The 23497-nt window shown below is 52.4% G+C and carries 18 protein-coding genes and 1 pseudogene; 5 read left to right on the forward strand and 14 right to left on the reverse strand.

Annotated elements, in window-relative coordinates; translation table 11 throughout:
• Positions 1-106: 106 nt before the first annotated feature.
• Complete coding sequence (locus tag FD19_RS04740) at positions 107-1738, reverse strand: peptide ABC transporter substrate-binding protein (RefSeq protein ID WP_056969243.1); 1632 nt, start codon at positions 1736-1738, stop codon at positions 107-109.
• Positions 1739-1901: 163 nt separating this feature from the next.
• Here FD19_RS04740 and FD19_RS04745 point away from each other — a divergent pair, with 163 nt between their 5' ends.
• Positions 1902-3314 carry a C69 family dipeptidase gene (locus FD19_RS04745; protein WP_054749818.1) on the forward strand — a complete coding sequence of 471 codons (1413 nt, stop codon included), beginning with the start codon at positions 1902-1904 and terminating at the stop codon, positions 3312-3314.
• Between the two features lie 293 nt (positions 3315-3607).
• Positions 3608-4288 carry an EAL domain-containing protein gene (locus FD19_RS04750; RefSeq protein WP_056969244.1) on the forward strand — a complete coding sequence of 227 codons (681 nt, stop codon included), beginning with the start codon at positions 3608-3610 and terminating at the stop codon, positions 4286-4288.
• Positions 4289-4810: 522 nt separating this feature from the next.
• Here the strand turns inward: FD19_RS04750 and FD19_RS04755 are convergent.
• The 3 genes from FD19_RS04755 to FD19_RS04765 all read right to left on the reverse strand — a co-directional run bounded on the left by FD19_RS04755 (position 4811) and on the right by FD19_RS04765 (position 9192).
• Positions 4811-6280 carry a glycoside hydrolase family 1 protein gene (locus tag FD19_RS04755; RefSeq protein WP_054749814.1) on the reverse strand — a complete coding sequence of 490 codons (1470 nt, stop codon included), beginning with the start codon at positions 6278-6280 and terminating at the stop codon, positions 4811-4813.
• 29 nt (positions 6281-6309) lie between these two features.
• On the reverse strand, positions 6310-8202 hold the full coding sequence (locus FD19_RS04760; protein ID WP_056969245.1) for a beta-glucoside-specific PTS transporter subunit IIABC: 1893 nt from the start codon (positions 8200-8202) through the stop codon (positions 6310-6312).
• 144 nt (positions 8203-8346) lie between these two features.
• Positions 8347-9192, reverse strand: coding sequence for a PRD domain-containing protein (locus FD19_RS04765; protein WP_056969246.1), 846 nt, complete (start codon positions 9190-9192; stop codon positions 8347-8349).
• A 323-nt stretch (positions 9193-9515) separates the two neighbouring features.
• Here FD19_RS04765 and FD19_RS04770 point away from each other — a divergent pair, with 323 nt between their 5' ends.
• Positions 9516-10502: a TMEM175 family protein gene (locus FD19_RS04770; protein ID WP_054749807.1), complete on the forward strand. Its 987-nt coding sequence runs from the start codon at positions 9516-9518 to the stop codon at positions 10500-10502.
• Positions 10503-10844: 342 nt separating this feature from the next.
• On the opposite strand, the gene FD19_RS04775 is transcribed toward FD19_RS04770, so the two are convergent.
• Together FD19_RS04775 and FD19_RS04780 are read right to left on the reverse strand one after the other, a co-directional pair.
• A complete protein-coding gene (locus FD19_RS04775; protein WP_056969247.1) occupies positions 10845-12416 on the reverse strand; it encodes an MFS transporter in 1572 nt (523 codons plus the stop codon).
• Positions 12406-12984 (reverse strand): PadR family transcriptional regulator, encoded by a 579-nt coding sequence (locus FD19_RS04780; protein WP_082383839.1) that lies wholly within the window; start codon positions 12982-12984, stop codon positions 12406-12408. The genes FD19_RS04775 and FD19_RS04780 overlap by 11 nt, the downstream gene beginning before the upstream one ends.
• Before the next feature lie 253 nt (positions 12985-13237).
• Here FD19_RS04780 and FD19_RS04785 point away from each other — a divergent pair, with 253 nt between their 5' ends.
• Positions 13238-13720, forward strand: a complete 483-nt coding sequence (locus FD19_RS04785) for a YbhB/YbcL family Raf kinase inhibitor-like protein (protein WP_054749805.1) — start codon at positions 13238-13240, stop codon at positions 13718-13720.
• A gap of 107 nt (positions 13721-13827) precedes the next feature.
• On the opposite strand, the gene FD19_RS04790 is transcribed toward FD19_RS04785, so the two are convergent.
• The 3 genes and pseudogenes from FD19_RS04790 to FD19_RS04800 all read right to left on the reverse strand — a co-directional run.
• Positions 13828-14988 carry a DUF4767 domain-containing protein gene (locus FD19_RS04790; protein WP_082383800.1) on the reverse strand — a complete coding sequence of 387 codons (1161 nt, stop codon included), beginning with the start codon at positions 14986-14988 and terminating at the stop codon, positions 13828-13830.
• Between the two features lie 81 nt (positions 14989-15069).
• Complete coding sequence (locus FD19_RS04795) at positions 15070-17682, reverse strand: ABC transporter permease (RefSeq protein ID WP_056969248.1); 2613 nt, start codon at positions 17680-17682, stop codon at positions 15070-15072.
• A 201-nt stretch (positions 17683-17883) separates the two neighbouring features.
• Positions 17884-18393: pseudogene (locus tag FD19_RS04800) on the reverse strand (ABC transporter ATP-binding protein); the annotation flags it as partial.
• A gap of 181 nt (positions 18394-18574) precedes the next feature.
• Here FD19_RS04800 and FD19_RS04805 point away from each other — a divergent pair.
• Positions 18575-19477, forward strand: coding sequence for a DMT family transporter (locus FD19_RS04805; RefSeq protein WP_082383799.1), 903 nt, complete (start codon positions 18575-18577; stop codon positions 19475-19477).
• A 523-nt stretch (positions 19478-20000) separates the two neighbouring features.
• Here the strand turns inward: FD19_RS04805 and FD19_RS09575 are convergent.
• The 5 genes from FD19_RS09575 to FD19_RS04825 form a co-directional block, all read right to left on the reverse strand.
• Complete coding sequence (locus FD19_RS09575; protein WP_082619506.1) at positions 20001-20732, reverse strand: MFS transporter; 732 nt, start codon at positions 20730-20732, stop codon at positions 20001-20003.
• A gap of 42 nt (positions 20733-20774) precedes the next feature.
• Positions 20775-21479: an MFS transporter gene (locus FD19_RS09580; protein ID WP_054749791.1), complete on the reverse strand. Its 705-nt coding sequence runs from the start codon at positions 21477-21479 to the stop codon at positions 20775-20777.
• A 184-nt stretch (positions 21480-21663) separates the two neighbouring features.
• Entirely contained in the window at positions 21664-22035 is a 372-nt protein-coding gene (locus FD19_RS04815; RefSeq protein ID WP_054749789.1) for a DUF805 domain-containing protein, read from the reverse strand.
• A gap of 82 nt (positions 22036-22117) precedes the next feature.
• The gene (locus FD19_RS04820) at positions 22118-22936 is read right to left on the reverse strand and encodes a TMEM175 family protein (RefSeq protein ID WP_054749787.1); all 819 of its coding nucleotides are present in this window, start codon (positions 22934-22936) and stop codon (positions 22118-22120) included.
• Positions 22929-23378: a MarR family winged helix-turn-helix transcriptional regulator gene (locus FD19_RS04825; protein WP_054749785.1), complete on the reverse strand. Its 450-nt coding sequence runs from the start codon at positions 23376-23378 to the stop codon at positions 22929-22931. The genes FD19_RS04820 and FD19_RS04825 overlap by 8 nt, the downstream gene beginning before the upstream one ends.
• Positions 23379-23497 lie beyond the last annotated feature (119 nt).

The following is a 23497-nucleotide window of genomic DNA, read 5'->3' on the forward strand; positions in this document are numbered from 1 at the left end:
TCCCCCTAAATCAAAAAATGCACCGCAACCACCAGCCCTTTCTCGGCTAGTTAGTTGCGGTGCATTTTATTATCCATCCTCATGGTTGTTTACATCATGCTAGTACTTACTTCACCCGCGCCCATTCCCAGTAGATCATACTGTTTGGGCTCACGCTTACGTTCCGCAGCCGTGGGTTCTGTAGGTGGACCGCACCAGACTGGTAAAGCGGAATGACGCCATCCGTCTTAGCCAAAATCTGGTCGGCTGCAACCAGGTCCTGCCAGCGCTTCTGTGCGTTGGTGGCATCCGTGGTCTTGGAGGCGTGCAGTAATGCATCGTACCGGGCGTCGTGCCAACCGCCGACCGCATCGTTGCCGTCACCCGTGAACTGTTCCAAGAAGTTGATGGCGTCCGGGAAGTCCGCTGACCAAGCATCCGCAACCATGTCAAAGTTGCCTGCTTGCACCAGCGCAAGCCGGGTCTTAAACGGCACCGACTTGGTCTGCACCTTCAGCTGGGCACCATCCTGGGACAGCTTTTCTAGCGCTGCCTGGAGGTAAGCCAAGGTCGCCTTGGCCCGGTCCGTATCCTCACCCAAAATGGTGAACGTCAGGGTAGAATGCCCACTGGCCTGCATCCCCGCCTTAAACAGCTGCCGGGCCCGCTTCAGGTCGTAGCGGTTATTCGTCACGCCCTTTGCAGCCACGGTCGCAAAGTCCTGGCCCTGCGCGTTATACATCATGCTCTCAGGCACGACCGTCGTCGAAGGCACTGAGCCGTCACCCAGAACCTGCTTGATGAATTCTGGCCGGTTCAGCGCCATCGACAGCGCCTGGCGCACCTGCTCATTACGGAAAGCGGGCACGCGCTTCAGGTTCGGGACCAAGTACTCGGTGCCCGGCTGCTTCACGATTTGATAACCCTTATTGTGCTTGACCTGGGTGGCCATGTTGCCGGTCAGCGTGATATCGTCGACTTTGCCGTCCTTATACAGGTTGTAAGCCGTATTGTTTTCCTTCACGACCTGATACTTGATTTGCTTAATGGTGACGTGCTGGGCGTCCCAGTACCGCGGGTTCTTGGTCTCCGTCCACGTGTTCTCGGAACCAGTCCATTTGTGCAGCCGGTATGGCCCGTTAAACGTCAGCGTCTTATTGCTGGTACCGAACTTGCTACCGGCCTTCGTCACCACCGATTTTTCCAGCGGCATGAACGTCTGCAGGGTGATCATTTGGTTAAAGTACGGCATCACCCGGTCCAGCTTGACCTGCAGCTTCGTCGGACTAAGTGCCCTGACGCCCAAAGTCGTGGCGGCTTTCTCCCCCGCCAGGATGGCGTCAGCATTTTTGATCCCAGAAAAGATGTAGGCGTACTGCGACTTAGTCTTGGGGTTCGCGGCCCGACGCCAAGCGTACACAAAGTCGCCCGCCGTGACTGGATGCCCATCGCTCCACTTGATGCCTTTACGCAAAGTGTACGTGTAGGTCTTCTGGTCCTTAGACACGGTCGGCATCTTGGCCGCCATGTCTGGCTCAATTCGGTTGTGGTTCCACCGCAACAACCCCGCATAAACATCCGTCAGGCTCTGCGCCGAGATAATGTCCGTGGCGCGGCCTGGGTCCATTGTCTGCAACACGTCCGTCTGCATGTACGTGACTGTGGACTGCTTTTGCGCGGTTTTGCCCGTACCACAGGCCGCCAATATGCCCACTAACGTCGTCAGCATGGTACCCAGCAATACTGATTTTTTCTTCATCAATCGTTTCCTCCACTCATGTCATTTGTACGTGGTACAAACCAATTAATAACTATAGTGCAAGTGACCACCAAATCACAACAAAAATTGGCGGTACCCGTTGGCCTTTCCCCACCACAAGCTATACAATTAAGGCATCATATGAATAGAAAGAGGTAATCCCATGACCAAACGCATCAAAGGTTCTTGCACCACGATTCTGGTCGGCAAAGACGCGTCAATTGACGGTTCCACCATCATCGCCCGCAACGAAGACGGTAACGAGCCCCTGCACCCACAGAAGTTCGTGGTCGTCCAGCCAGAAGACCAGCCCCGGCACTACCAGTCGGTTCTCAGCAAGTTCAACATTGACCTGCCTGACAACCCCCTGCGTTACACGTCCACTCCTGAAGCCGTCGACGGCCACGGACTCTGGGCCGCTGCTGGTATCAACAGCGAGAACGTTGCCATGACGTCCACCGAAACGATCACGACCAACAGCCGCATTCTCGGCGTCGACCCCCTGGTAGAAGAAGGTCTCGGTGAAGAAGACATGCCGACCATCACCCTGCCGTACATCCACAGTGCCCGCGAGGGTGTAGAACGGCTCGGCAGCCTGCTGGAGAAGTACGGAACGTACGAAACTAACGGTATCGGCTTCTCCGACCATAACGAAGTATGGTGGTTTGAAAGCATCGCCGGTCACCACTGGGCCGCAGTCCGGATCCCGGACGACGCGTACGTGGTTGCCCCGAACCGCTTTAACATCGACGACTTTGACTTCGATGACCACGAAAACTACATGGCCAGTGCCGACCTCCAGGACCTGATTGACAAGTACCACCTCAACCCAGACCGTGAAGGTTACGACCTGCGCCATATCTTTGGCTCCGCAACCATCAAGGACACGCGTTACAATAACCCACGGGCATGGTACGGTCAGAAGTACTTCAACCCCGAATTCGACACGACGCCGATCGACCAGGACCTGCCGTTCATCTGCCGGACGGACCGGAAAATCAGCATTGAAGACGTGAAGTTCGTCCTCAGCTCTCACTACCAGAACACGCCATACGACGTTTATGGTACCACCGGGACCCCAGCCGAAAAGAAGTTGTACCGGCCAATTGGTATCAACCGGAACCAAGAGCTGCACATTTTGCAGATTCGCAACGATGTGCCCGACGCGATTGCCGGTATCCACTGGCTCGCCTTTGGCCCGAACACGTTTAACGCCGTCCTGCCATTCTACGCTAACGTCAATGACACGCCGGCGCCGTACAAGAACACGACCGGCGAATACGACCCCGCCAACATGTACTGGCTAGCAAACACGCTGGCAATCTTCGGCGACAGCGACTTTACCCTGTTCGAAGACTTTGAAAACCTCTACGAACAGAACACGACCGCCGCCGCACGCCACCTGGAGATTCAGGCCGATGCCGCCGCTGCGGATCAGGACGACCTGCAAAGTTATCTTGCTGGTGTCAACGACCAGATGGCCGCCATCAACGTGAAGAACTCCACTAAGTTGCTGGGCCAGATGCTCAAACTGGCCGCACCACGGATGAAGCTACAATTCACTTTGCACGACTAAAAATTCACAAGCACCATCAAAACGCATCGTCCCGACCGGGCGGTGCGTTTGTCGTACTGCGGATGAAACCGTATGTAAATAAATAGTGAATAATTATCCTTTGATATTGTCATAATGGCATAAATCTGCTAGATTTATAGAGAAATAGCTAATTGAACGATTAGTTGTTAGTACATCAATAATGTATATATTTGCTTGCTCAGGCCAGTTTTTTTGGCACACGACCCGTACATGTGAAAGACCATGCACGGGCCATTTTTATTTTCATGAGCGGCATACCGGGAGGAAACGTTATGTACCGTTTTTTTGGCCAACCCAAGTTTGCCGGCGATGGTTCAAGTAACTTGCCGATTGGCTATGAATTATTCATCCGTAAGCGGCAAGGCAACGAATGGGTGCTGCCCCAGGACTTTAACGCCATTACCGTCGACACGATTGGCGATTTGCTTGGCAATATCGTCGACACCATGTCGTCATCAATTCGACTCCTATCCTTTAACCTGGAAGAGCAGCAATTTATTGACCCTGCGTTTATGGAAATGGTCGCGCGGATTCAGGCACGTACCAAAATCAACCTTTTCACTGAGCTCACTGAACGGCGCGACCCCGGCGTCAACTTTGACCAAATTCAGGCGGCCGCCCAGCGATTCCACGACAACAACCTCCTGGTCTGCATTGACGACGTGGGCGTAGGCCAAAACAACGAGCAACTAATTGCGGGTATGGAGGATTCCGTTGCCGAATTCAAGTTTGCCTGCCAGGATCTCCGGCCGTGCAAGACCTTCCCAGAAATCGAACCGTTGTTGGCTTCGTGGTACAACGAAGTGCAGCGCCAGCACAAAGCCTTTGCCGTCGAGGGCATCGAAACCCAAAGCGAAATGAATATTGTTACCACGAAGTACCCGTGTGACGTGGTCCAGGGTTACTGGCTGGGGCGGCCACGGCTGTTGGGCACGCAGATCGACGTCAACTAGGGTCGGGTTGCTAAGCGCAACCACGTACCGTGTATACGCGGTTACCAGGCGACTTTGGTTAGTGATAGGCGTACACTAGAGACGCTGGGAACGCGAAGTAACGCGTATAACGGGTGCCGACGAAAGTAGGGACCCGTTTTTTGTGGGTGAAATGTTTGGAGTGGCATCGAGCTACGTCCCCCGCCCACACCTGGTTTTCTGCGCCGAACTACATCGCGCAAAAGTTTCCGCGTAACGCACCCCCAACCCCGAGGCCAAAACGGGCCTGACGGCCACAGTACTTGGCGCTACCACTATTAAATACCGGGCTATGCCTAGTCGTTCTGGTATACAAAAAAAGGACCCCCAGCCGGTGAACAGGAGGTCCTCGTGATACGTCAGCAAAACGCGCTTGTCTGTTTAAAAACGTTTACAAAATAATATTTTACACATATTGTAAGCGAATGCAAGGGTGTAGACCAATGTTAGTGAAATTGTTTTCATTGTTGGTAACGTTGGTGATACAGGGGGTGATGAAGGCAACTACTCTTCACCCAGGTCCTCGCCGTTCGTTGCAATAACACGCTGGTACCATTTGAAGCTGTCCTTGCGGATACGCTTTAACGTACCGTTACCCTCATCGTCCTGGTCCACGTAAATGAACCCGTAACGCTTGGACATTTCCGATGTGGATGCACTGATCAGGTCAATTGGTCCCCACATGGTGTATCCCATGAGATCAACACCGTCCTTAACGGCTTCCTTCATCTGCTCAATGTGTCGCCGCAGGTAATCGATGCGGTAACTATCGTGAACCTGACCATCAGCAGTTAGCTTATCCTCGGCGCCTAATCCATTTTCAACAACAAACAATGGTACACGATAACGGTCCCAGAATGTATTCAGGGTAATCCGCAGTCCGACGGGGTCGATCTGCCAGCCCCACTCACTGGTCTGCAAATATGGGTTCTTTTCGCCAAAGACCAGGTTACCCATCGTCGTGTCGCCAGCGTGCTTAGCTGACGTGACCGTCGACATGTAGTAACTGAAGCTCAGAAAGTCGACCTTACCTGCTTTCAGGATGGCCTCATCCCCTGGTTCCATCGCAATTTTCACGCCGTGTTCAGCAAAGAAACGGTTCATGTACTCTGGGTATTCGCCCCGTACCTGCACATCCGTGAAGAAGAGGTTGGCATCATCACTTTGTTGCGCCGCCCGCACGTCGTCGGGATTTGGCGTGGCCGGGTAGGTCTGCATCCGTGCCAACATCGACCCAATCTTGAATTCGGGGTTGATTTTGTGGCCTTGCTGAACGGCCAGGGCGCTGGCAATAAACTGGTGATGTAATGACTGGTAACGAATCTGGGTCTTTTCCCGCTCGGAAAGTCCTGCGTCGATAGCCCCGCTGCCGGTAAACCCAAACGTCGTGGAGTTGATTTCGTTAAACGTCAACCAATACTTGACCTTGTCCTGGTAACGGGTGAAGACCGTCTTGGTAAACCGTAGAAAATCGTTGATGGTCTCCCGGCTGGCCCACCCGTTTTGCTTTTCCGTCAGGTGTAACGGCATCTCGTAGTGAGACAGGGTGACCACTGGTTCAATGTTGTACTTGGCCAGTTCATCAAACACCCGGTCATAGAACGCCAAGCCCGCTTCGTTAGGTTCCTGATCATCACCTTGTGGAAAGATCCGGGCCCATGCGATCGACATCCGGTACGCCTTGAAACCCATTTCGGCAAATAGGGCAATGTCTTCCTTGTAGTGGTCATAAAAGTCGACCCCGCGCCGCTTAGGGTAATGCTCGTCCGACTTATCGGCAATAGCTTCCGCCATGCTCTCCTTGGTGACATCACTCATGGTAAAGTTCTTCCGGTCGTCGGCTTTGCGCACAACTTCGGCCGTCGTTAGGCCCTTGCCGTCGCGATTCCAACCACCTTCGACCTGGTTAGCGGCAGTGGCGCCACCCCAGAGAAAGCCATCCTTAAAGCCAGTGGGAACATTTTCTCGATACATACAGATAACCTACCTTTCAAATACCTAAATTAACGAATGCCCATTAACAATTGTTCCTGCGGGAAGATGACGCCCTCTTCGTTCATGGGCAGAACATCCTTAAAGTCCCCGCTGTTGGTGACGATGACCATGACGGTCGGATCGTAGCCCGCTTGCTTCACGGCGTCGAGGTCAAACGAGATGACCGCATCACCGGCATCCACGTGGTCACCCACGTGCACATGGGTAGTAAAGTATTTGCCGCCGAGTTCCACGGTGTCGATACCGATGTGAACAAGCAGCTCGGTACCGTCGTCACCCTTAATGCCAATCGCGTGCTTGCTATCGGGCAGGACGGTAACCGTCCCTGCAATTGGAGCAACAACTTCACCATCGCTAGGAATGATGGCCATTCCTTTGCCCATAATGCCCTGAGCAAAGGTAGGATCGTTGACTTGGTCAAGTGCTTCCACGTCCCCTTTGATTGGTGCCAGGATGGAAACACCCGCGGCAGTCGTTACCTTGCTTAGTGCACTCTGCTGCTTGGTAGCCGTTGGCTTAGTTGTTTCAACGTCATCTTCAAATCCGAGAATCAGCGTAAAGACAAAGGCCAAAACAAAACTAAGAGCAATACCACCAATGATAATGTACAGGTTGGCCATGTTGTTGGCCTTGATGAATGCTGGCAAAGCGGTCAACCCGGTCAGACCAGGCATCACGTAACCCTTGACGCCCAGTACGCTGACGATGGCGCCGGCAATCCCACCAGCAGCCAAGGATGCGTAAAATGGCTTCTTCTTTTTCAAGTTGATCCCATACATTGCGGGTTCGGTAATACCCAGCAGGGCTGAAATACCGGTAGAAATACCTAACTGCCGCGTTTCGGCATTCTTCGTCCGGACGGCAACGGCAAAGACGGAGCCGGCCTGGGCCATGTTAGTAATGAAGTTGATCGGTAACAGGGTCCGGTCATAACCTAAAGTCTTGAAGTTACTCATGACCACTGGTACAAACGCGTAGTGCATCCCGGTCATGATGATAATTGGCAGGGTCGCACCCAGAATCAGTCCGGCCACCCCACTCATGTGGGCAAACAACCAAACGAAGATCGCGGATAGGAACGTCCCGACGTAGTTACCCAGTGGGCCAAAGACGACCAGAGTGAACGGAACGGTAATCACTAACGTCACCATTGGCGTAAACATCATCGTCACGGCACCGGGCATCCACCCTTTGACCCAACGGTGAATGTAGGACATAAACCAGATGGCCAAGATGATGGGAATTACTGAGGACGTGTAGTTAACGTACGGCACGTTCAACAACCCGAACAATTTGATGGCGGCCACGTGGCTACCCGCGGAAACCGCGTTATACGCGTTGACCATCGTTGGGTAGAGCAAAACACCCGCCACGGAAAGCCCAAAGAACTCGCTAGTTTTAAACTTCCGCGCTGCCGTAACAGCCACGAAGAACGGTAAGAAGTAGAATACACTGTCGGAAATCATGTACAGTACTTGGTACCAACTTCCCTTGGTGTTCATCCAACCAAAGGCGACCAGCAGTGCCAACACACCTTTGATCAATCCAGTACCCGCTAAAGCGGGCAGGATAGGCGTGAAGATACCCGAGATGACATCCATGAGTTTGGATACAATGCCTTCTTTTGCAGTGCTTTCGCTGCCACTACCGGTACCACCAAGTTGTGCCTGTACTTCATCGAAAACGTCGCTAACGGTATTCCCGATGATGACCTGAAACTGTTCGCCAGAAAATTGCGCGCCCATGACGCCCTTAATGCCCTTGATGGCATCCATATTGACTTTATCTTTATCGGTTAAGTTGAACCGTAAGCGGGTCACACAGTGCCATGCGTTGGTGATGTTATCCTTACCGCCAACATTTTTGATGACACCTGCCGCAATTGCCGCATTGTCAGCCATATTGTTTCCTCCATTCATTCTTACCCATTTGGCGCGACCCAGGGTAAAAGAAAACCCAAATATTGATAGTGCAGCCTAAATACCTCAGCCTGCTCTATCAATATTTGGGTAATGCCTGGTCGAACCAGTGACAATCCACAAATATCAATGATTATTGCGTGTTAAACGCCATACATGGAGCGTAATATATAATTTTTCATTATTGCTAATGTGCCACCCACGCGCTTGTTCCAGATAGGCCGCAATTTTGCCCGCAGCCTCATAGGCCTTGGGATACTTCATGCGGATCACCTGCCCAATCGTGGGGTCTAACTCCTCGCCACCACTTTCACCATGGATCTGCCGCACGACGAAGTACCGTAAATGCGTCACGAACCGGGAATAATTTAGTGACGAAGTATCCAATTGCATTTGGAACGAGTAACTCACAATTTCCACCACGCGATTAATCAACTCCGTCATTTCGACGGTGTCCTCTACCAGCGTGGCGTCACTCTGCGCGCTCACAAAGTGATAGGTAAAGAAAGTCAACTCCGACTTTGGTAACGACACACCCGTTTCGGCTTTGACAGTTGCCAGAGCACGCTTGGCCGCAGCGTACTCCTTGGGGTACAAACGCCCCACCTGCCACCGAAACTCATTGGGATAGTCCTCACCCCGCTGCGTGCGTTCCAGCGCAAAGGCAATGTGGTCAGCAATCGCCAAGTAATTGTAATTACTAAAGTGGATCCCTAGAAAATCCCCTGCTTCCTGACTGACCTTTGATGCTAGTTGTAATATGGCGGGATCAATGTTGGCCAAAATCATGGGTGGATTCTGGTGGGTCACGGTATCCTCCTCGGCTTTGAACCGGCGATCAACCTCATCGGTATGCACTTCATCACCGGCATTCTTACCAAAACCAATTCCACGCCCGAGTAGCACCCATTCAGTACCAGATTCATCTTTTGCCAAAGCGACGTTGTTATTGATTTTTTTAATGTACCGCACGATAACAACCTCCTCAATGGCAAAAAAATACCTACACCGCACGAAGCGTCAATACGCCTCAACGTGTAGGTAATGCCTGGTCGAACCAGTGACAATCCCGTCTGATTACAATATTCATACTAATGGGTTCAGTAAGCGCTGTCAACTGATTTTTGAAATTTTTTATTGGGTTGCTAGTGCCCAGCCAATCAACCATGGTAGCGCTTTGCTAATTACTGGCCTTTTTATCACCATGGCCGCTCCCGAGATGTACCTGTATCCGCCCTTGTACTCGCCCCCATTAACGCCTAAAATAACAGCATCAATTACAAAAAGGAGCAACCATGGAAAAACTCAAGAATCGGCTGGACGCCTTTAGTGATGCAATCATCGCGATTATTATCACCATCATGGTACTCAACATTCCCCCAGTATTGCATGATTCGCTACATAACTACCTGCAACTGGGTAAGTCCGTCAGCATTTACTTCATTAGTTTTATTTTTATCGCTAATATGTGGTATCAGCACGGGACGGCGTTTAGCGAAATCACCACGATGACCTACCGCATCGTCATTTTGGACATGCTGTTCCTGATGCCGCTGTCGCTGATGCCATTGCTGACCAACATGATGGCCAGCAACACTACCACCATCACGGTGGTGTTGTACGGCGCGTTGCAACTGGTGGTGAACTTGCTGTTCCGTTTCCTCACCAAAGCCATTGTTCACCTCCAATATACCGAGGCTACAGAGATGCGCCAGGTGTACCAAAAGATCTACGGTAACACCAACCGGGTGATGGACGCGCTCAGCTTAGCAACCTTGGTGGTAGCCTTCGTCCAACCGGAGTTTTCTTTATTTGTCTTCTTGGCGTACCCCATCGTCATGTTTCTGCTGAACAGTTCCGCCCGCCAAGAGATGTACGACGTCGCGGCGTTGCCCACCGAGCAACAGCACGATTTCACGCAACTATCCGGGAACGACCTGCGCGACTTTCGCAAAGCCCAGCGTGAATTCCTGCGTAACGCCCAGGAAGCAATCACTAATGGTCAACCGCCCACTGACAAAGACGCCACAAACACGTCAGCCGCAAGTGGCGTCGCCGAGAAGGCAACCAAGCCGCAAGCGCCCGGCGTGCCTCCTAGCATTAGTTCCTGGCTCGACCAAAACGTTGACCCCACCAGGCAGCGCCAGATATACGCTCGCTTTGCCAACATGACGCCAGAACAACGCGCCGCCATGGAGGCCCGCGTCGCACAACGTATGCAACGGTGGTTCGATCAACGGCATGTCAACCGCAATCACCACCACACGCCCCAACAACGTTAATAGTAATCTACCTGCCGTCCGGACAAGGGCGGCTTTTTTGTCGTGTCGCCACAAACCGGGAACACAAACAACGTCTACCACCTACGTCAACTGACGATTCAGCGGGCAAACCGGCAACTATTAGCCAACCCTGCGTTTTTAAAAGCCCACTACAAACATTTGTTCGGTATAGTATGGTCATCCCCGTAGCAATACGCAAAGGAGAGTTGGCCCATGCCGTTTCCCCACCAATCGCTCACACTCATCGCGTACCTGCAGCTTTACTTTGCCCTGCGACCACCACCACAACCAGTCCTCCCGCTGCAATAAAAAAGGACCAGCTAATCAGCTGATCCATCGTGCTTAATCTTTAGTTTGTGCATCCGTAGCCACGGGTCCGCGCATTAATAGCAGTGCGGCCAAACTACCGACAACTACCACTGCAGCAGCGCACAGGGCTACTGCACCCATGCCGCGGTCGTATGCCCGCAAAACGACCTGGCAGACCGCATGCACAAACGGGGTCCGTGCGAGGCGCGCTGACCAGGCAATACTGTGCCCGGAAAACGGCCCGGCCGTCACTAGCGCCGCGTGAATCCCCGCAGTCATTTTGGCCGGCATCCCCGTACCATTTAAATGAGCACTGAGGTATTGCTCATAGCGGGTATCCTGAACGAGGCCAAACCCGACGACACCCACGGTCGTACCCAGTTGCCGGAACACGTTGATCAAGCCAGACGCCATTCCCATCTCCTGTGGGGCGACACCTTCCATGCCGGCCGTGTTGAGCAGCGGGTTGACCATCCCGTTAGTGATCCCAATCAGCACCATCCCGGGCCAGAGGTTCGCAAAACTAACCTGCGGCCCCACTGCATTGGCGATGGCGAGAAAACCCATGGCCCCAATTAACAAACTGAAGCCAATGAGTCGCTTCTTGGGAAAGCGTGCGCCCAAGATACCGGTCAGTGGCCCCAGGATCAGGGACCACATGCTAATCGTTAGCTGCCGTACCCCGGTAGCTAGCGCCGAATAACCGATGTAGTTTTGCATTAGCGCCGTCAGGAAGGTACTAAACGAATAGATGCCCGCGCCCAACGCAAAGGCCACAATTACGGTACCGATAAAATGTGGCTCCTTGAAAAAGGCGACGTTCAGCATGGGTTGCTGCAGGCGGCTTTCCACCACCACAAAGATCACCATGATGATCAAACCGGCAACCAACCAGCCCCCGACATGCAACCCTAACCACGGCCAACCAGGATGGGATTCCTTGACGATGAGGCCGTAGATAATGCTGAACAGCCCGGCTGCTGAGAGCAACATCCCCCACAGGTCGACCCGCTCGTTCTCACCGTAGCTGGGCGTCTCCTGAACGAAAATAATCGTCATGATGACCGTGACAATTCCCACCGGCACGTTAACGTAGAAAATGGACGGCCAACCAAAGTGCTCCACGAGGTACCCGCCAATCAGTGGCCCTGACGCTGACGAAATACCAATCACTGAACCTAGAATCCCCAACGCGGTGCCCCGCTGCCGGCCTTCAAAGTTCGAGGCCACCAAGGCCATCGCTAGGGAATTCATCCCGGCCCCACCAATGGCCTGAACGCCACGCCCAATATCGAGGACGAATAAACTGGAGGCCATTCCGTTTACAGCCGAGGCCACGACAAAGAGGATGAGTGAGCCCAAAAAAATCTTTTTGCGCCCGTACATGTCACCCAACTTAGACATGATCATGAGTGAAACGGCATAAACCAACGTGTAAGCGTTCAGCACCCACTGCAGGTTCGTAAAGGACGTATTAAATTGCCGCACCATGGTGGGTAACGCGACGTTCACGACGGTGACGTCCAGTAAACCCATGAAGGTGCCGAGACTCATTGCGGTTAGTGCTAACCAGCGGTGGGGATGCTTTTGTGTATCATTTACCATTGTTCATTTCCTTTTCTGTACTGCTGTTGATTTTCTGCAGGCAACATCGCAGCCACCGTTGCTTGGTTTTGGACAGCTCGATATTCAAATCTAGGGTTTGAATCGTCCACTCCAGGTGGGCGACCCGGGACTCCGGATTATTTTCCGTCGCTAGGAAGGTCTCCAAGTGCTTTCGCGCCCGGAGGTATTCGTCCAGATCCGTCTGCACCATGTCCCCAAAGGCAGTGAGGATGGTCCGCTGAACGTCTGGCTGGACGTCGGCAAAGCCCCGCACCTTGAACTGGTAGACCGATTCACGCCGAACATCCGTGGTGACGGGGGCAGCCATTAACGCTTGAAAGTGTTCCCGACCACGCGCGGTAATATGGGAAACCTTGGTGCCCCGCGTACTACCAGGTGCAGCCCGCTGTTGAATGAAGCCGTCTGCCTCCAAACGTTTTAACAACGGATACATGACCCCGTTGGAGATTTTCCGTCGCGGTACTAAAGCAATGCCTAAAATCTTCCGTAACTTATACCCTGACATATCCCCAGACATCAGGGTGCCCAGAATTAATAACTCGTACATGTAGCCCTCCATATGTCGAAACGACAGGTTTAACTATACGTCACTCCGACACATAGTGCAACCATCAATTAGTCAACCTCCCAAACCATCATCAGCCCAACATTTCCCCCACAAAACACAGCACCAGGCCTTTATCGATACAAGCGCTTACATTATTTGGTGAAACATCTAAAAAATTGGTGGGACCCCCTTTGTCCCAACCATGATTGGGTGTACAGTAAGGGCAATCATTATGATAGAAGAGGGTGTTGTTGTGTCATCGTTACTTGTTTCTAGTCCGGACTTTCGTGATGGTCATACCATGCGTTACGCAAATTCGGCGTGGGGCGGTGACCAAAGTCCTGAAATTCACGTAATGGGTATCCCGGCAAGAACCGCCACCATGGCCGTCACCATGGTGGACGCGGATGTTCTGGGCCACCGTACGCTACCACACTGGGTCATTTGGAATATCGACCCCCGTGACCGTATTCCCAGCCACATTCTCCCCGGAGCCCACGTCAACGAGATTGCTGGGGCCATACAGGGCGATGTTCTAGGCCGCCATGGTTACCGTGGGCCCAAACCAACATGGTTGCGCCGGGTAACCCATCACTACGTATTCACCGTGTACGCGCTGGATACCCGCCTTCCTTTACCTAGCGGGGCCAGTTACCACGACTTCATGCGCAGCATCCATGGCCACGTATTACGTTATGGTTCACTCACCGGTCTATTTAGTCCGGCCAATAAATAAATAAATAGATACAAACAGGGGCCGGTATCCACCAATGATAGTGGATACCGGCCCCTGTGCTGTAAATTAAACATAATGCGGGCGTTAAATATTCAGAGTCTCAACAACTACTCATCCGATTGCACTACGTCGCCCGGATAGTCAACGTCGGCCTGTTGATGGGCAAGTTCAGGGGTCCGGTACATGTGCTTATCAACCCAGGTACCAGCGCCATAACCAGTCGTCAGCACCGGAACAGTTTGTCCATCCACCGAACGGTTGATCACACAAAAGCTTTCCCCGTCACCAGCACTCTGATACCAACCACGAACATTAAACCATTGGTAACCGTTAGCTTCAAAGGTGTCCGTTTTTCCCCAATGATCCGACCTATATTCATCCATCACAAAACCATCATAATTACCACAATCCATAAATCGACGCTCAGCTGCTGTATATTCACTGGTATCGTGCAGTTCAGTGTACTCAGTTGTGTCACCCTGTGACGTGGTCATCTTGTTGCCACTAATAACCACCTTGGTGTACCCTGCCGGTTCATAATCTGACCCCGAGGTGTAACTATACCAAGTACCCTGCATGGCTGCCGGAAACTGCGGTTCTTGCTTAGCGGGCACAACGGCAGTAGTACCGTTCGAGCTAGCACTAGCACCCGAACTAGTACTGCTGGCATTACTACTTGCCTGCGTTTTATTACTGGCGGTACTGCTGGATTTAATCGTCTGTCCCCTAACAATCTTTTTAAACGCACTGCGTAACTGCTGATTACTAGTTTGGACAAAGGGGACCAGCCCATCACCACGGGCGCGTTTTTGAGTCACCAAAACTCGATACCCGTCTTTGCTTGAGTAGGTAAATAAGTACCAAACATGACTAGTAATATCAACGTAACTACTCAGTACGTTTAGTTTTGTACGCGAGTCACGATTCTTTTTGGGGAACCAAACAACCTTGCTAGCTTTACCACCAACAAGAATATTGCTACCTTTAGTCACGTACTGCTTAATTGACATGTTGTACCAGCGAAATTCCACGTTCTTGGTAACGCGCCCATACGACTGACCCATTTCCGTGCCAAATTGATTCATATATTGATCCAAGTGGTGGCTTTTCGCCTCGGTCCAATGAGTATTAACGTGTTGCTCCCGCGTAGTTTTTGCAGAGCGGGAGCTACTAGTACCGTTAGCTGCACTGTGACTAGCCGTATGCCCACATGACGGGAGTACTAATGCAACTATTGCTATCAACGCAATTCCCAGATGCTTGCGCATATTATCACTCCATCATCAAATTTAAATAACACACATAACAACAGAGCATTTTAATACGCTTACATTGTAAAAACAAGCACCTTAGTCCGTCCGCGCCGCCAACGCTTCGACCATGTCGACCCGCTGCAAACGCCGGTGCGTGACCCACATGACGATGGCGGTAAACGCAGCAGTGAGGACGGCTGCCAACAGGTATCCCGGCCAGTGAATGACCAGCGGGAAGATGATTTGGGCCGACGCCGCCTGGTTCAGAATAAACGCAGTCAAACCGTTGCCCAACAAGAAGCCCACGAGGATGCCGACAATCGTGAGGATAATGTTCTCGCGCACGATGTACATGGTGACCTCGCCATCGTAAAAGCCTAACACCTTGATGGTCGATAGCTCGCGCATCCGCTCCGAAACGTTGATGTTGGTCAAGTTGTACAGCACCACGAACGACAACAGACCACTCAGTACAATAATGATCACGATGAAGGTATCCATGCTGCTACTCATTTGTTGGATCGTTGTCCGCTGGTCATCCGCATAGCTAGTGTTGATGGCCCCACCGTCACGTAATAGCCGCTCCGACAGGTGCCGCCGTTGCTTGGTAGTCTGGGTAGACGTCCGCACCAACAGTGCGTTAGTACGCGCCCGATGACCAAAGGCAGCACGGTACGCCGCCCGTGTCATGTAAGCAAAGTGACCGGTGTAGTTCTGCGCAATACCCGTGACCCGCACCCGGGCGTGAGCGCCATTCGGTAACTTGAGCCGCACCCGACTCCCCCGCTGAGCGTGGAGGATGGTGGCCGCCTTTTGCGTCAAGACCACCCCGCGGGCCGTCAACTTAATACTGTCGCCTTTGGTGGTTTCCACGTTCACGTAGCCGTGCAGGTTGTTAGTTTTGGTGGGCACAAACAGACTGATTGAGCTGACGTTATGGCCCGCACGTTGGGCTTTGACGGTGTTGGACAGGACCGTGGTGCTGCGCTGGTAGTGCGCATCTTTGTTCAGCACCCGCCGCGCCGTCGTCGGCGTACCGTTATCGCCCAACGTCACGACGGCACTATACCGGATGATGTCGTCAAACTGCCGCGTCCCCGCTGCATTGATCGAATCACGAATCCCAAAGCCGGTCACAATCAGCCCTGCGCCGCCGGCAATCCCGATGATGGTCATCAGCATACGCGACTTAAACCGGAAGAGGTTCCGGTAGCTAACTTTACGGTTGAACGACAACCGCCGCCAGAGTGGCGTGATGCGTTCCAGAAGGATCCGCTTACCCGCTTTCGGGGCCTTGGGCTGCATTAATTCGGCGGGTTTGGCCCGCAACTCCGTACTAATGGCAATGGCGACCGCCCCGACCGTCGCCACGAGGGCAAACGCTAGCGCCAACCCAATGTTGTCCCACTGCCAATTGATGACGGCGGTCCGGACGATGGAAGTATTGCTGCCGGACATCTGGATCACCAGGCGTGGTAGGAGTTCGCTACCAATGGCGGCCCCCAGCGTGGTGCCACAGATGGCAGCTAGTAACGCGTAGATAAAGTAGTTTCGGCTAATCGCCGCCGTCCCGTAACCCAGCGCCTTCATGGTCCCGAGTTGGCTCCGGTCCTCGGCCACCATCCGCGAGATGGTCGTGAACGTAATCAGGGCCGCGATCAGGAAGAAGAACACGGGAAAGACGTTGCCAATAGCGGCAATGCGTTGCGCCGATTCCCCGTAGTCCGCGAAGCCACTCAGGTCACTACGCTTCGTGTAGCTGAACTGCGGCGTCGGTACCTGCTTGGCAACCGACTGCTTGGCGGCCTGTAATTTGGCCACGACAGCCGTCAGGGTCGTCCGCTGTTGTTGCATGGCTGGGGTGGTCATCCCCGCCGTAGCCGCTTGGTCCAACTGCGTCAACGCCGTCTGCGCCTTCGTCAACCGCGCGTCGACTTTGGCGGTGGCCGTCTTGATCAGGCTCCGCCGCCGAGTAGCCGCCCGCCCGCGTAAGGCGTGCTTCACCAATGTGACTTTGTGTGCCGCACGGACTTTGTACCCGTCACTAAAGCTATTGCCGTGAGTTAAACCTTGGAAGTAAAAGCTGATACTCGTGTAAACGTTGAGATCCAAGTTTCGGGCCGGCACGTACGCAAAGTAGGCCACCTGCCCGTTGCCAATGTTGGCGTTTCCCTGATTATACGTGGAGTCAATAAACTGTGGTGAGTTGGCAAAACCGACCACGCGGTAAGTCCGCCGCTGCAAGTGGCTGGTCTTGGCAAAGCGGTAGGTGCTGCCCAGCCGGTAATGCCCGTAATCATGCGCCCGTGCGTCGAGCACGATTTCATTCGCGTGCCGTGGCAGGTGGCCGCTTGTCAGCATCAGCCGGTTCAGTTGCCGGTTATTCGTGTACCCGTTAACTGCCACCACGGAATCATCCGTGCGCGCCAACGCAAAGAGGCTCTTGGTTGCCATGACCTGTGCCCCTTTGACCTGCCGGGCCGCACGGACATCACTGTGCGTGAGGCCGGCCGTACTGGTGACCGTCACGTCGGCCAAGTGCTGTTTGTCCACCATCGTCGTGGCGGAATCGGTGTAGGCGGGACCAATCCCCTTCACACCAACATACGCCAGCACGCCCAGCATAATAATTAAAATAATGGCCACAAAGCGGCCCAGGCTACGGCGAATGCTGCGGCCCAACATGGTATTCAAAATTTTGCGATACATACGCGCCACCTACCATTCAACCGCGTCGACCGACAGCGGTTCGGGGTTATCCGTGACGCTACGGACCTGCGCGTCGTTGATGCGAATGACGCGATCCGCCATCTTGGCGATCTCCGCGTTATGCGTGATGATCACGACCGTCTTGCCGTCGCGGCGACTAGCATCGGCCAGCAACCGCAACACCTGCTTACCCGTCTGGTAGTCCAATGCCCCAGTCGGTTCGTCAGCCAGCAGCAGTTGCGGGTTCTTGGCCAACGCGCGGGCAATAGCCACCCGCTGTTGTTCACCACCCGACAATTGGGCGGGGAAGTTGTCCAGACGTGCACCCAAGCCAACCGCGCGCAACGTTTCGTCGGCATCCAACGCGTCGGGCACTAGCGACGCCGCCATCTCGACGTTTTCACGCGTGGTTAGGTTAGGAATCAAGTTGTAAAACTGGAAGATAAAACCCACGGCCCGACGCCGGTATTCCGTCAACTGTTTGGCGTTAAACTGGGCAATATCGGTGCCATCAACTAGCACCCGGCCACTGGTAGGCGAATCCATGCCGCCCAAAATGTTCAGGACCGTCGACTTACCGGCACCACTAGGGCCGAGTATGACCGTCAACGCACCGGCTTCCACTTCAAAGCTGAGCGCGTTGTTAGCCACAATTTTGGTCTCCCCCATCTGGTAAATTTTGGATTCATCCTGCACTTCGATATAAGCCATCGCTTCGCCCTCCGTTTTGGTTACTTATAATGTAGTATACCGCGTTGAAACCCGCTCCGCCCCACCCCAATGCAAATGGGTCACGCAAAAATGTCTGCACGGGCGGTATTTATTGCTATACTAAGGGGAATCGGCTGGCGACGTACCCATCACCAACAACCAGTCACTGGGGGCAAAGTCATTGCAGACAACATCGAAACGGACCGTCGCTTTACGTGCGGCCATGGGCACAACCATGTGGGGCGTCGGCGGCGTCTTGAGTAACGTCATCTTTAACACCAGCAACGCCACTCCCGCATGGTTGGTCAGCATGCGCCTGGCCTGGGCGGGGCTGGCCATGTTGATTTACGGTTGGGTGACTCACCAGCCTCTCTTCCATGTCTGGCATCGTCGCGCCGACGCGGTCCGCCTGGTCGCCTTTGGCCTGATCGGTGTCGCGCTCGCCCAGTTTAGCTACCTACTGGCCATCTTCTACGGCAACGCCGCCATCGCCACCATCATGTTGTCACTGGTGCCAGCCATCATCACCGTGGTCATGTGTGTCCGCGAACGAATGTGGCCGCGCCCCGTCGACACCATCGCCATCATTGTCGCCCTCATTGGCGTCTTCCTACTGGTTACAGATGGTAACGTCACCCAACTTCACGTGGCACCCCTTGCGCTGGCTTGGGGACTGGTGGCGGCCCTGACCGGCGCCGCCTACACGCTGCTGCCACGGCCATTACTACAGCACGAACCACCCCTAGTCGTGGTGGCCTGGGGACTGGCAATCGGTGGTTTAGTCATGAACTGCCTGAGCCCGTTCTGGCACATGCCGGCGGGGTTGCACTCATGGAGCTGGGTTGCCATCCTGTTCATCATCTTTGGCGCTACCTTTCTCGCTTACATCCTGTACGTTTCCAGCCTCAAGACCCTGCGCCCAGCTACTGCCAGTATGATCGGCAACCTCGAACCACTCACGGCCACGGTGCTCTCGATTATCTTCCTCGCCCTCGGTTTTCATTTTCTGCAATTTACCGGCATCGTGCTCGTCTTGACGGCGGTCTGCCTAATGAGCTGGATTCCCCAAAAGCAGCGTCTGTGATGGGCTCTTACCCGTCAAGATCAGGCGTGCATCCTGTCTGAATCCGGCACAACATTTCCCGGGAAATATGTTTCTCGAACGACTAAGGTACAGAATCCAGTTACAATACGATTCATGGAATGTATTGCGGTACCAATATCAAATATACTGTTGCTGGAATGTGCCACTGATGTGCCACCTCAACAATTAAGACTGCTGTTACTTTGGCAGTCTTATTTATTTGGATTTAGTATAGTAATACCGATACAACACCAAATGTGAAAAGAGCTGCAATAGCGATAGCAAATCGTTCATTTTCATTGAAAATTTCGAAGTGAGCAACCGCGTCATTCGTTAAAACGATGTCTTTAGTGAAATTAACGCAAAAAAAGAATCAACAAGCAGTATGCACCTGCGTACTCGTTGATCCTTTTTTGCAAATTCCAAAGGCCATAGTCATAACACCCAAGACCACGCTTAGGAAACCACCTGAAGCCGGCGCGTTGGGTGTTGCTAGTCATGACCGTGCTACGATTTAAGATTCCTATGCCGCTTTTTCTTGCTGATGCGTAACCGGGTTTTTTAGGAACAACGCGCACACGATTCCGACCGCACCGATTGCCGTCGCAACGATCAAGGCGGCATGTGAGCCGCTGACAAGCGCTTGATGTATGCCATGAGCATAAGCGGCTTTATCAGTATGCAATAATGCCGTTTTGGGTGCATCATTCATCGATACGGATTGCAATACTGAAACCAGCACAGCCGTACCGATCGCCGCACCGACTTGACGAACAACGTTGTTCCCGGCACTGCCGTGGCTGATCAACTCAGGCGTTAATGAGTGCATACCCATCGTGCCAGCAGGCATCATCGCAAACGTCAAACCAACATTTCGTAATGCGTACAGTGCGACTACGACCCAGATTGGGGTGGTCAAGCCAATGAAAGTCAATCCTAAGGTGCTGATTGTCATGACGGTGATACCGAACAATACCGCTTGACGACCTTTGTTTTTAGCAACTAAACTGCCGGAGATTGGGGCCAAGAAAAACATCAAAGCCGCACCCGGCAATAGGGCTAATCCAGAATTCGTTGCGGACAATCCGCGAGCATTTTGCAGATACAGTGGCAAGATAAACTCAACGTCAACCATACTGATCTGGGCGATCGCCGCAATCACCGCAGCAACTGTGAAGTTACCTTGCGTAAAGATCCGCAACTCTAGCATCGGATGAGGGATCGTCAGCTGTCGCCAGATGAACACGGCTACCATCAAAGCACCTACGATTAGACTAGCAATTACTTTACTGTCTGATCAGCCGTCATCAGAGACCACCGATACACCGTAGAGGATGCCGCCGAAGCCGACGCTTGATGAAGCAACCGACAACCAATCTAGCGGCGTTGGCTTATGTGGAACAACATCGGCCATGAACAGCATTGACATGATCAAGGCAATCAAGATGATTGGTGCCATTACACCAAAGATATACCGCCAGCCGAAGTTATCAACGATATAGCCGCCTAGTGTTGGGCCGACAGCAGGGGCGATCCCGAACACAATACCGAGTAACATCGTCGGTGTGCCTCGATTTTCTTTAGGATATACGGAGAAAAGAATGGTCATGGTCAACCCTGATAGAATCCCTGCACCAACAGCCTGAATTAGCCGTGCTGATAACAGAATCGCAAAGTTTCCGGCAGTGAAAGCCAATACCGTTCCTGCTAAGAATAAGGCTAGTGATACCGACAGCAGGTGCTTGGTGTTGAACAGATCAGCCATCCATGCCGAGATCGGGATCAATATGCCACCGATCAAGGCGTAACCGGTGGACAACCACTGTACCGTTGATACGCTGATATCAGATGCACTGATCAAACTTGGCTGAGCAACAGACAACACGGTTTGGTTGAGCATTGAGACGAATGCGCCGATAATCACGACTGCCACCAACAATCCGCGGCTGTGTGCAACGGCTTGTGTTTCTTGCGTAACTTTTTGCGAAATGAAGACTCCCATCTATCTGTTTTCATGAATACAAGCAATAAGTGTAACGGCATGAAAATTGATTGTCAAGGGTCTAACTGTCAAGTGCCTACATTTCTCGCGAAATAACACTACCGCGTTCACTTTGGTCACGCCTGATTCGCCGCAAAAAAAAGCTGCCTGAAATTTATTCAAGCAGCATCGTCACACCTGTAAGTTATTGAACTGCACGCCAGCGACTGCGCTTAGTAGGTATCAGCCCGACCACCGTCATGGCGATCGCACCTATTCCTGGCAGGCAATCGATCAACACCCACCAGCTTGACAGGTTAATGTCATGCAATCGGCGGACTTTAACAGAGATCAGTAGCAGCCACACCACCATCAACACCAGCCGACCAACGAGATGAATGTCAGCACCACCAGTCATGATTGATCGCAAGGTGTCGCCTTTGAGTAAAGCGATGCAGATGACGAGCAAAGCGCCGATCATGTAATTGATAATCACTGGCACCCAGTATTGCATCCGGTCAGCGGTACCCTTGAAATCCAGCAAGTGTTTGAAAAAGTCGAAGTAAGTACGACGCATTGATGTGCCTCCAAGTTTTTCTTACATTTTAAATGTAAGATATCTAACTGTCAAGTGTCTTGCATGGCTTTCAAGCTAATAATTATGGCACGGTGGTAAACCAGGCTGTAATCGTCTGTTCCGGTAGGCCTAGTGCATGACTAGTTTCAGTGATAAAGGCCTGCCACTGATCGCTGGTCATCTGCTCGGCTGGTATTGAGAAGTCCTTATTGACCGCGTATCGCCGCATGAGTTGACGCAGTTGTCGCTTTTGTTTGAGGTCTAATTTGAAGAACGATTCCCGTCCGCTAGCTGGCATATGACTGAGATAGCCTATCTCTGACTGTTCACCATCGATCGTCAAGAACGTCCGCACTGGGATCACGAAGTAAAAGACCATTGCAATCTGCGGGTAGAACCACCCAACGATCAGTGAAACAACGATCAGAAACAAAGTGGTACGGGCAAACGAACCATATATGCTCAAATATGTCTGCATGAAGTCCACAGTATCTGGATAGCGTTGATGCAAGGTCTTATACGACACGTATTGGAGCAGTAATGTACTGATAAACACGACCCCACCATACACGGTGACCGTCACATTATTCGCATCGCTCACCATAGTGGTGGTGAGATTGGGGATCAGGCTAACGATAAAGATCAAGACTAACACCCACAGCATCATCCGTTTGGACATTTCATCAACTTCATCAAAGGTGCGTGCAAGCTGATACCAGATACTTCCAACAAAGCAGAAGCTGACCCCATACACTAAGATTGAAACCACCAGCTTATGCAGTGGCAGTGCAGTGCCATCGGTCATCGTGTTGGGCAGCTCCAAAACCATGATCGTGATAATGATCGCCAAGATGGCGTCGACAAACGTATCAAAACGGGCCTTCATGTTTTTGCTAAGCATCAGCAGGCCTGCTTTCTTCGGAATAGGCGCTTGCGACCTTGCCCAACAGTGTGATCAGCTGTCCTTGCTCCTTTTCGGTGAGGTTAGCAACCATTCGATTCTCGACATCATCAAAATACTGATCGAAGCCCTGGATCGCATTTTTGCCTTTATCGGTGATGAAGATTTGCTTACTTCGGCCGGAATCTGCGGGTATTTTGCGCTCAATGTAGCCATCACGTTCAAGAATCTGCAACAGATTCGAGATGCTAGCTGAACGTCGGTGAAAGATATCTGCCAGTTCGCGTTGAATGATCCCGGGTTGCTGCTGAATGACATTCAATGTGCGTGTCTGCTGCGGGGTGAGGCCGACGTTTAGCGTTAATGTGTCTTGTAAGCTGTGCTGTTGGTTGATCATGATTTGACGCAGTAAGTCGTTAATCATGGCGACATTTGTTTTCATGTGAGATCCCTCCTCAATGATTATACCAAAAAAATAAAATAGACGCTTGACTATTAGATTTCTAACTATTATGATGAACTCGTTGAAACGTAGATATCTAACAATCAGGAGGCAACCAT

The sequence above is a fragment of the Lacticaseibacillus thailandensis DSM 22698 = JCM 13996 genome, assembly GCF_001436135.1.
GTDB classification, from domain to species: Bacteria; Bacillota; Bacilli; order Lactobacillales; family Lactobacillaceae; genus Lacticaseibacillus; species Lacticaseibacillus thailandensis.

What these genes read in the sequence shown, in the direction of transcription:
- FD19_RS04740 (WP_056969243.1), bottom strand. Translation starts at nt 1,738, where the DNA reads ATGAAGAAAAAATCAGTATTGCTGGGTACCATGCTGACGACGTTAGTG.
- FD19_RS04745 (WP_054749818.1), top strand. Translation starts at nt 1,902, where the DNA reads ATGACCAAACGCATCAAAGGTTCTTGCACCACGATTCTGGTCGGCAAA.
- FD19_RS04750 (WP_056969244.1), top strand. Translation starts at nt 3,608, where the DNA reads ATGTACCGTTTTTTTGGCCAACCCAAGTTTGCCGGCGATGGTTCAAGT.
- FD19_RS04755 (WP_054749814.1), bottom strand. Translation starts at nt 6,280, where the DNA reads ATGTATCGAGAAAATGTTCCCACTGGCTTTAAGGATGGCTTTCTCTGG.
- FD19_RS04760 (WP_056969245.1), bottom strand. Translation starts at nt 8,202, where the DNA reads ATGGCTGACAATGCGGCAATTGCGGCAGGTGTCATCAAAAATGTTGGC.
- FD19_RS04770 (WP_054749807.1), top strand. Translation starts at nt 9,516, where the DNA reads ATGGAAAAACTCAAGAATCGGCTGGACGCCTTTAGTGATGCAATCATC.
- FD19_RS04775 (WP_056969247.1), bottom strand. Translation starts at nt 12,416, where the DNA reads ATGGTAAATGATACACAAAAGCATCCCCACCGCTGGTTAGCACTAACC.
- FD19_RS04780 (WP_082383839.1), bottom strand. Translation starts at nt 12,984, where the DNA reads ATGTACGAGTTATTAATTCTGGGCACCCTGATGTCTGGGGATATGTCA.
- FD19_RS04790 (WP_082383800.1), bottom strand. Translation starts at nt 14,988, where the DNA reads ATGCGCAAGCATCTGGGAATTGCGTTGATAGCAATAGTTGCATTAGTA.
- FD19_RS04795 (WP_056969248.1), bottom strand. Translation starts at nt 17,682, where the DNA reads ATGTATCGCAAAATTTTGAATACCATGTTGGGCCGCAGCATTCGCCGT.
- FD19_RS09575 (WP_082619506.1), bottom strand. Translation starts at nt 20,732, where the DNA reads ATGGTAGCCGTGTTCATCTGGCGACAGCTGACGATCCCTCATCCGATG.
- FD19_RS09580 (WP_054749791.1), bottom strand. Translation starts at nt 21,479, where the DNA reads ATGGGAGTCTTCATTTCGCAAAAAGTTACGCAAGAAACACAAGCCGTT.
- FD19_RS04815 (WP_054749789.1), bottom strand. Translation starts at nt 22,035, where the DNA reads ATGCGTCGTACTTACTTCGACTTTTTCAAACACTTGCTGGATTTCAAG.
- FD19_RS04820 (WP_054749787.1), bottom strand. Translation starts at nt 22,936, where the DNA reads ATGCTTAGCAAAAACATGAAGGCCCGTTTTGATACGTTTGTCGACGCC.
- FD19_RS04825 (WP_054749785.1), bottom strand. Translation starts at nt 23,378, where the DNA reads ATGAAAACAAATGTCGCCATGATTAACGACTTACTGCGTCAAATCATG.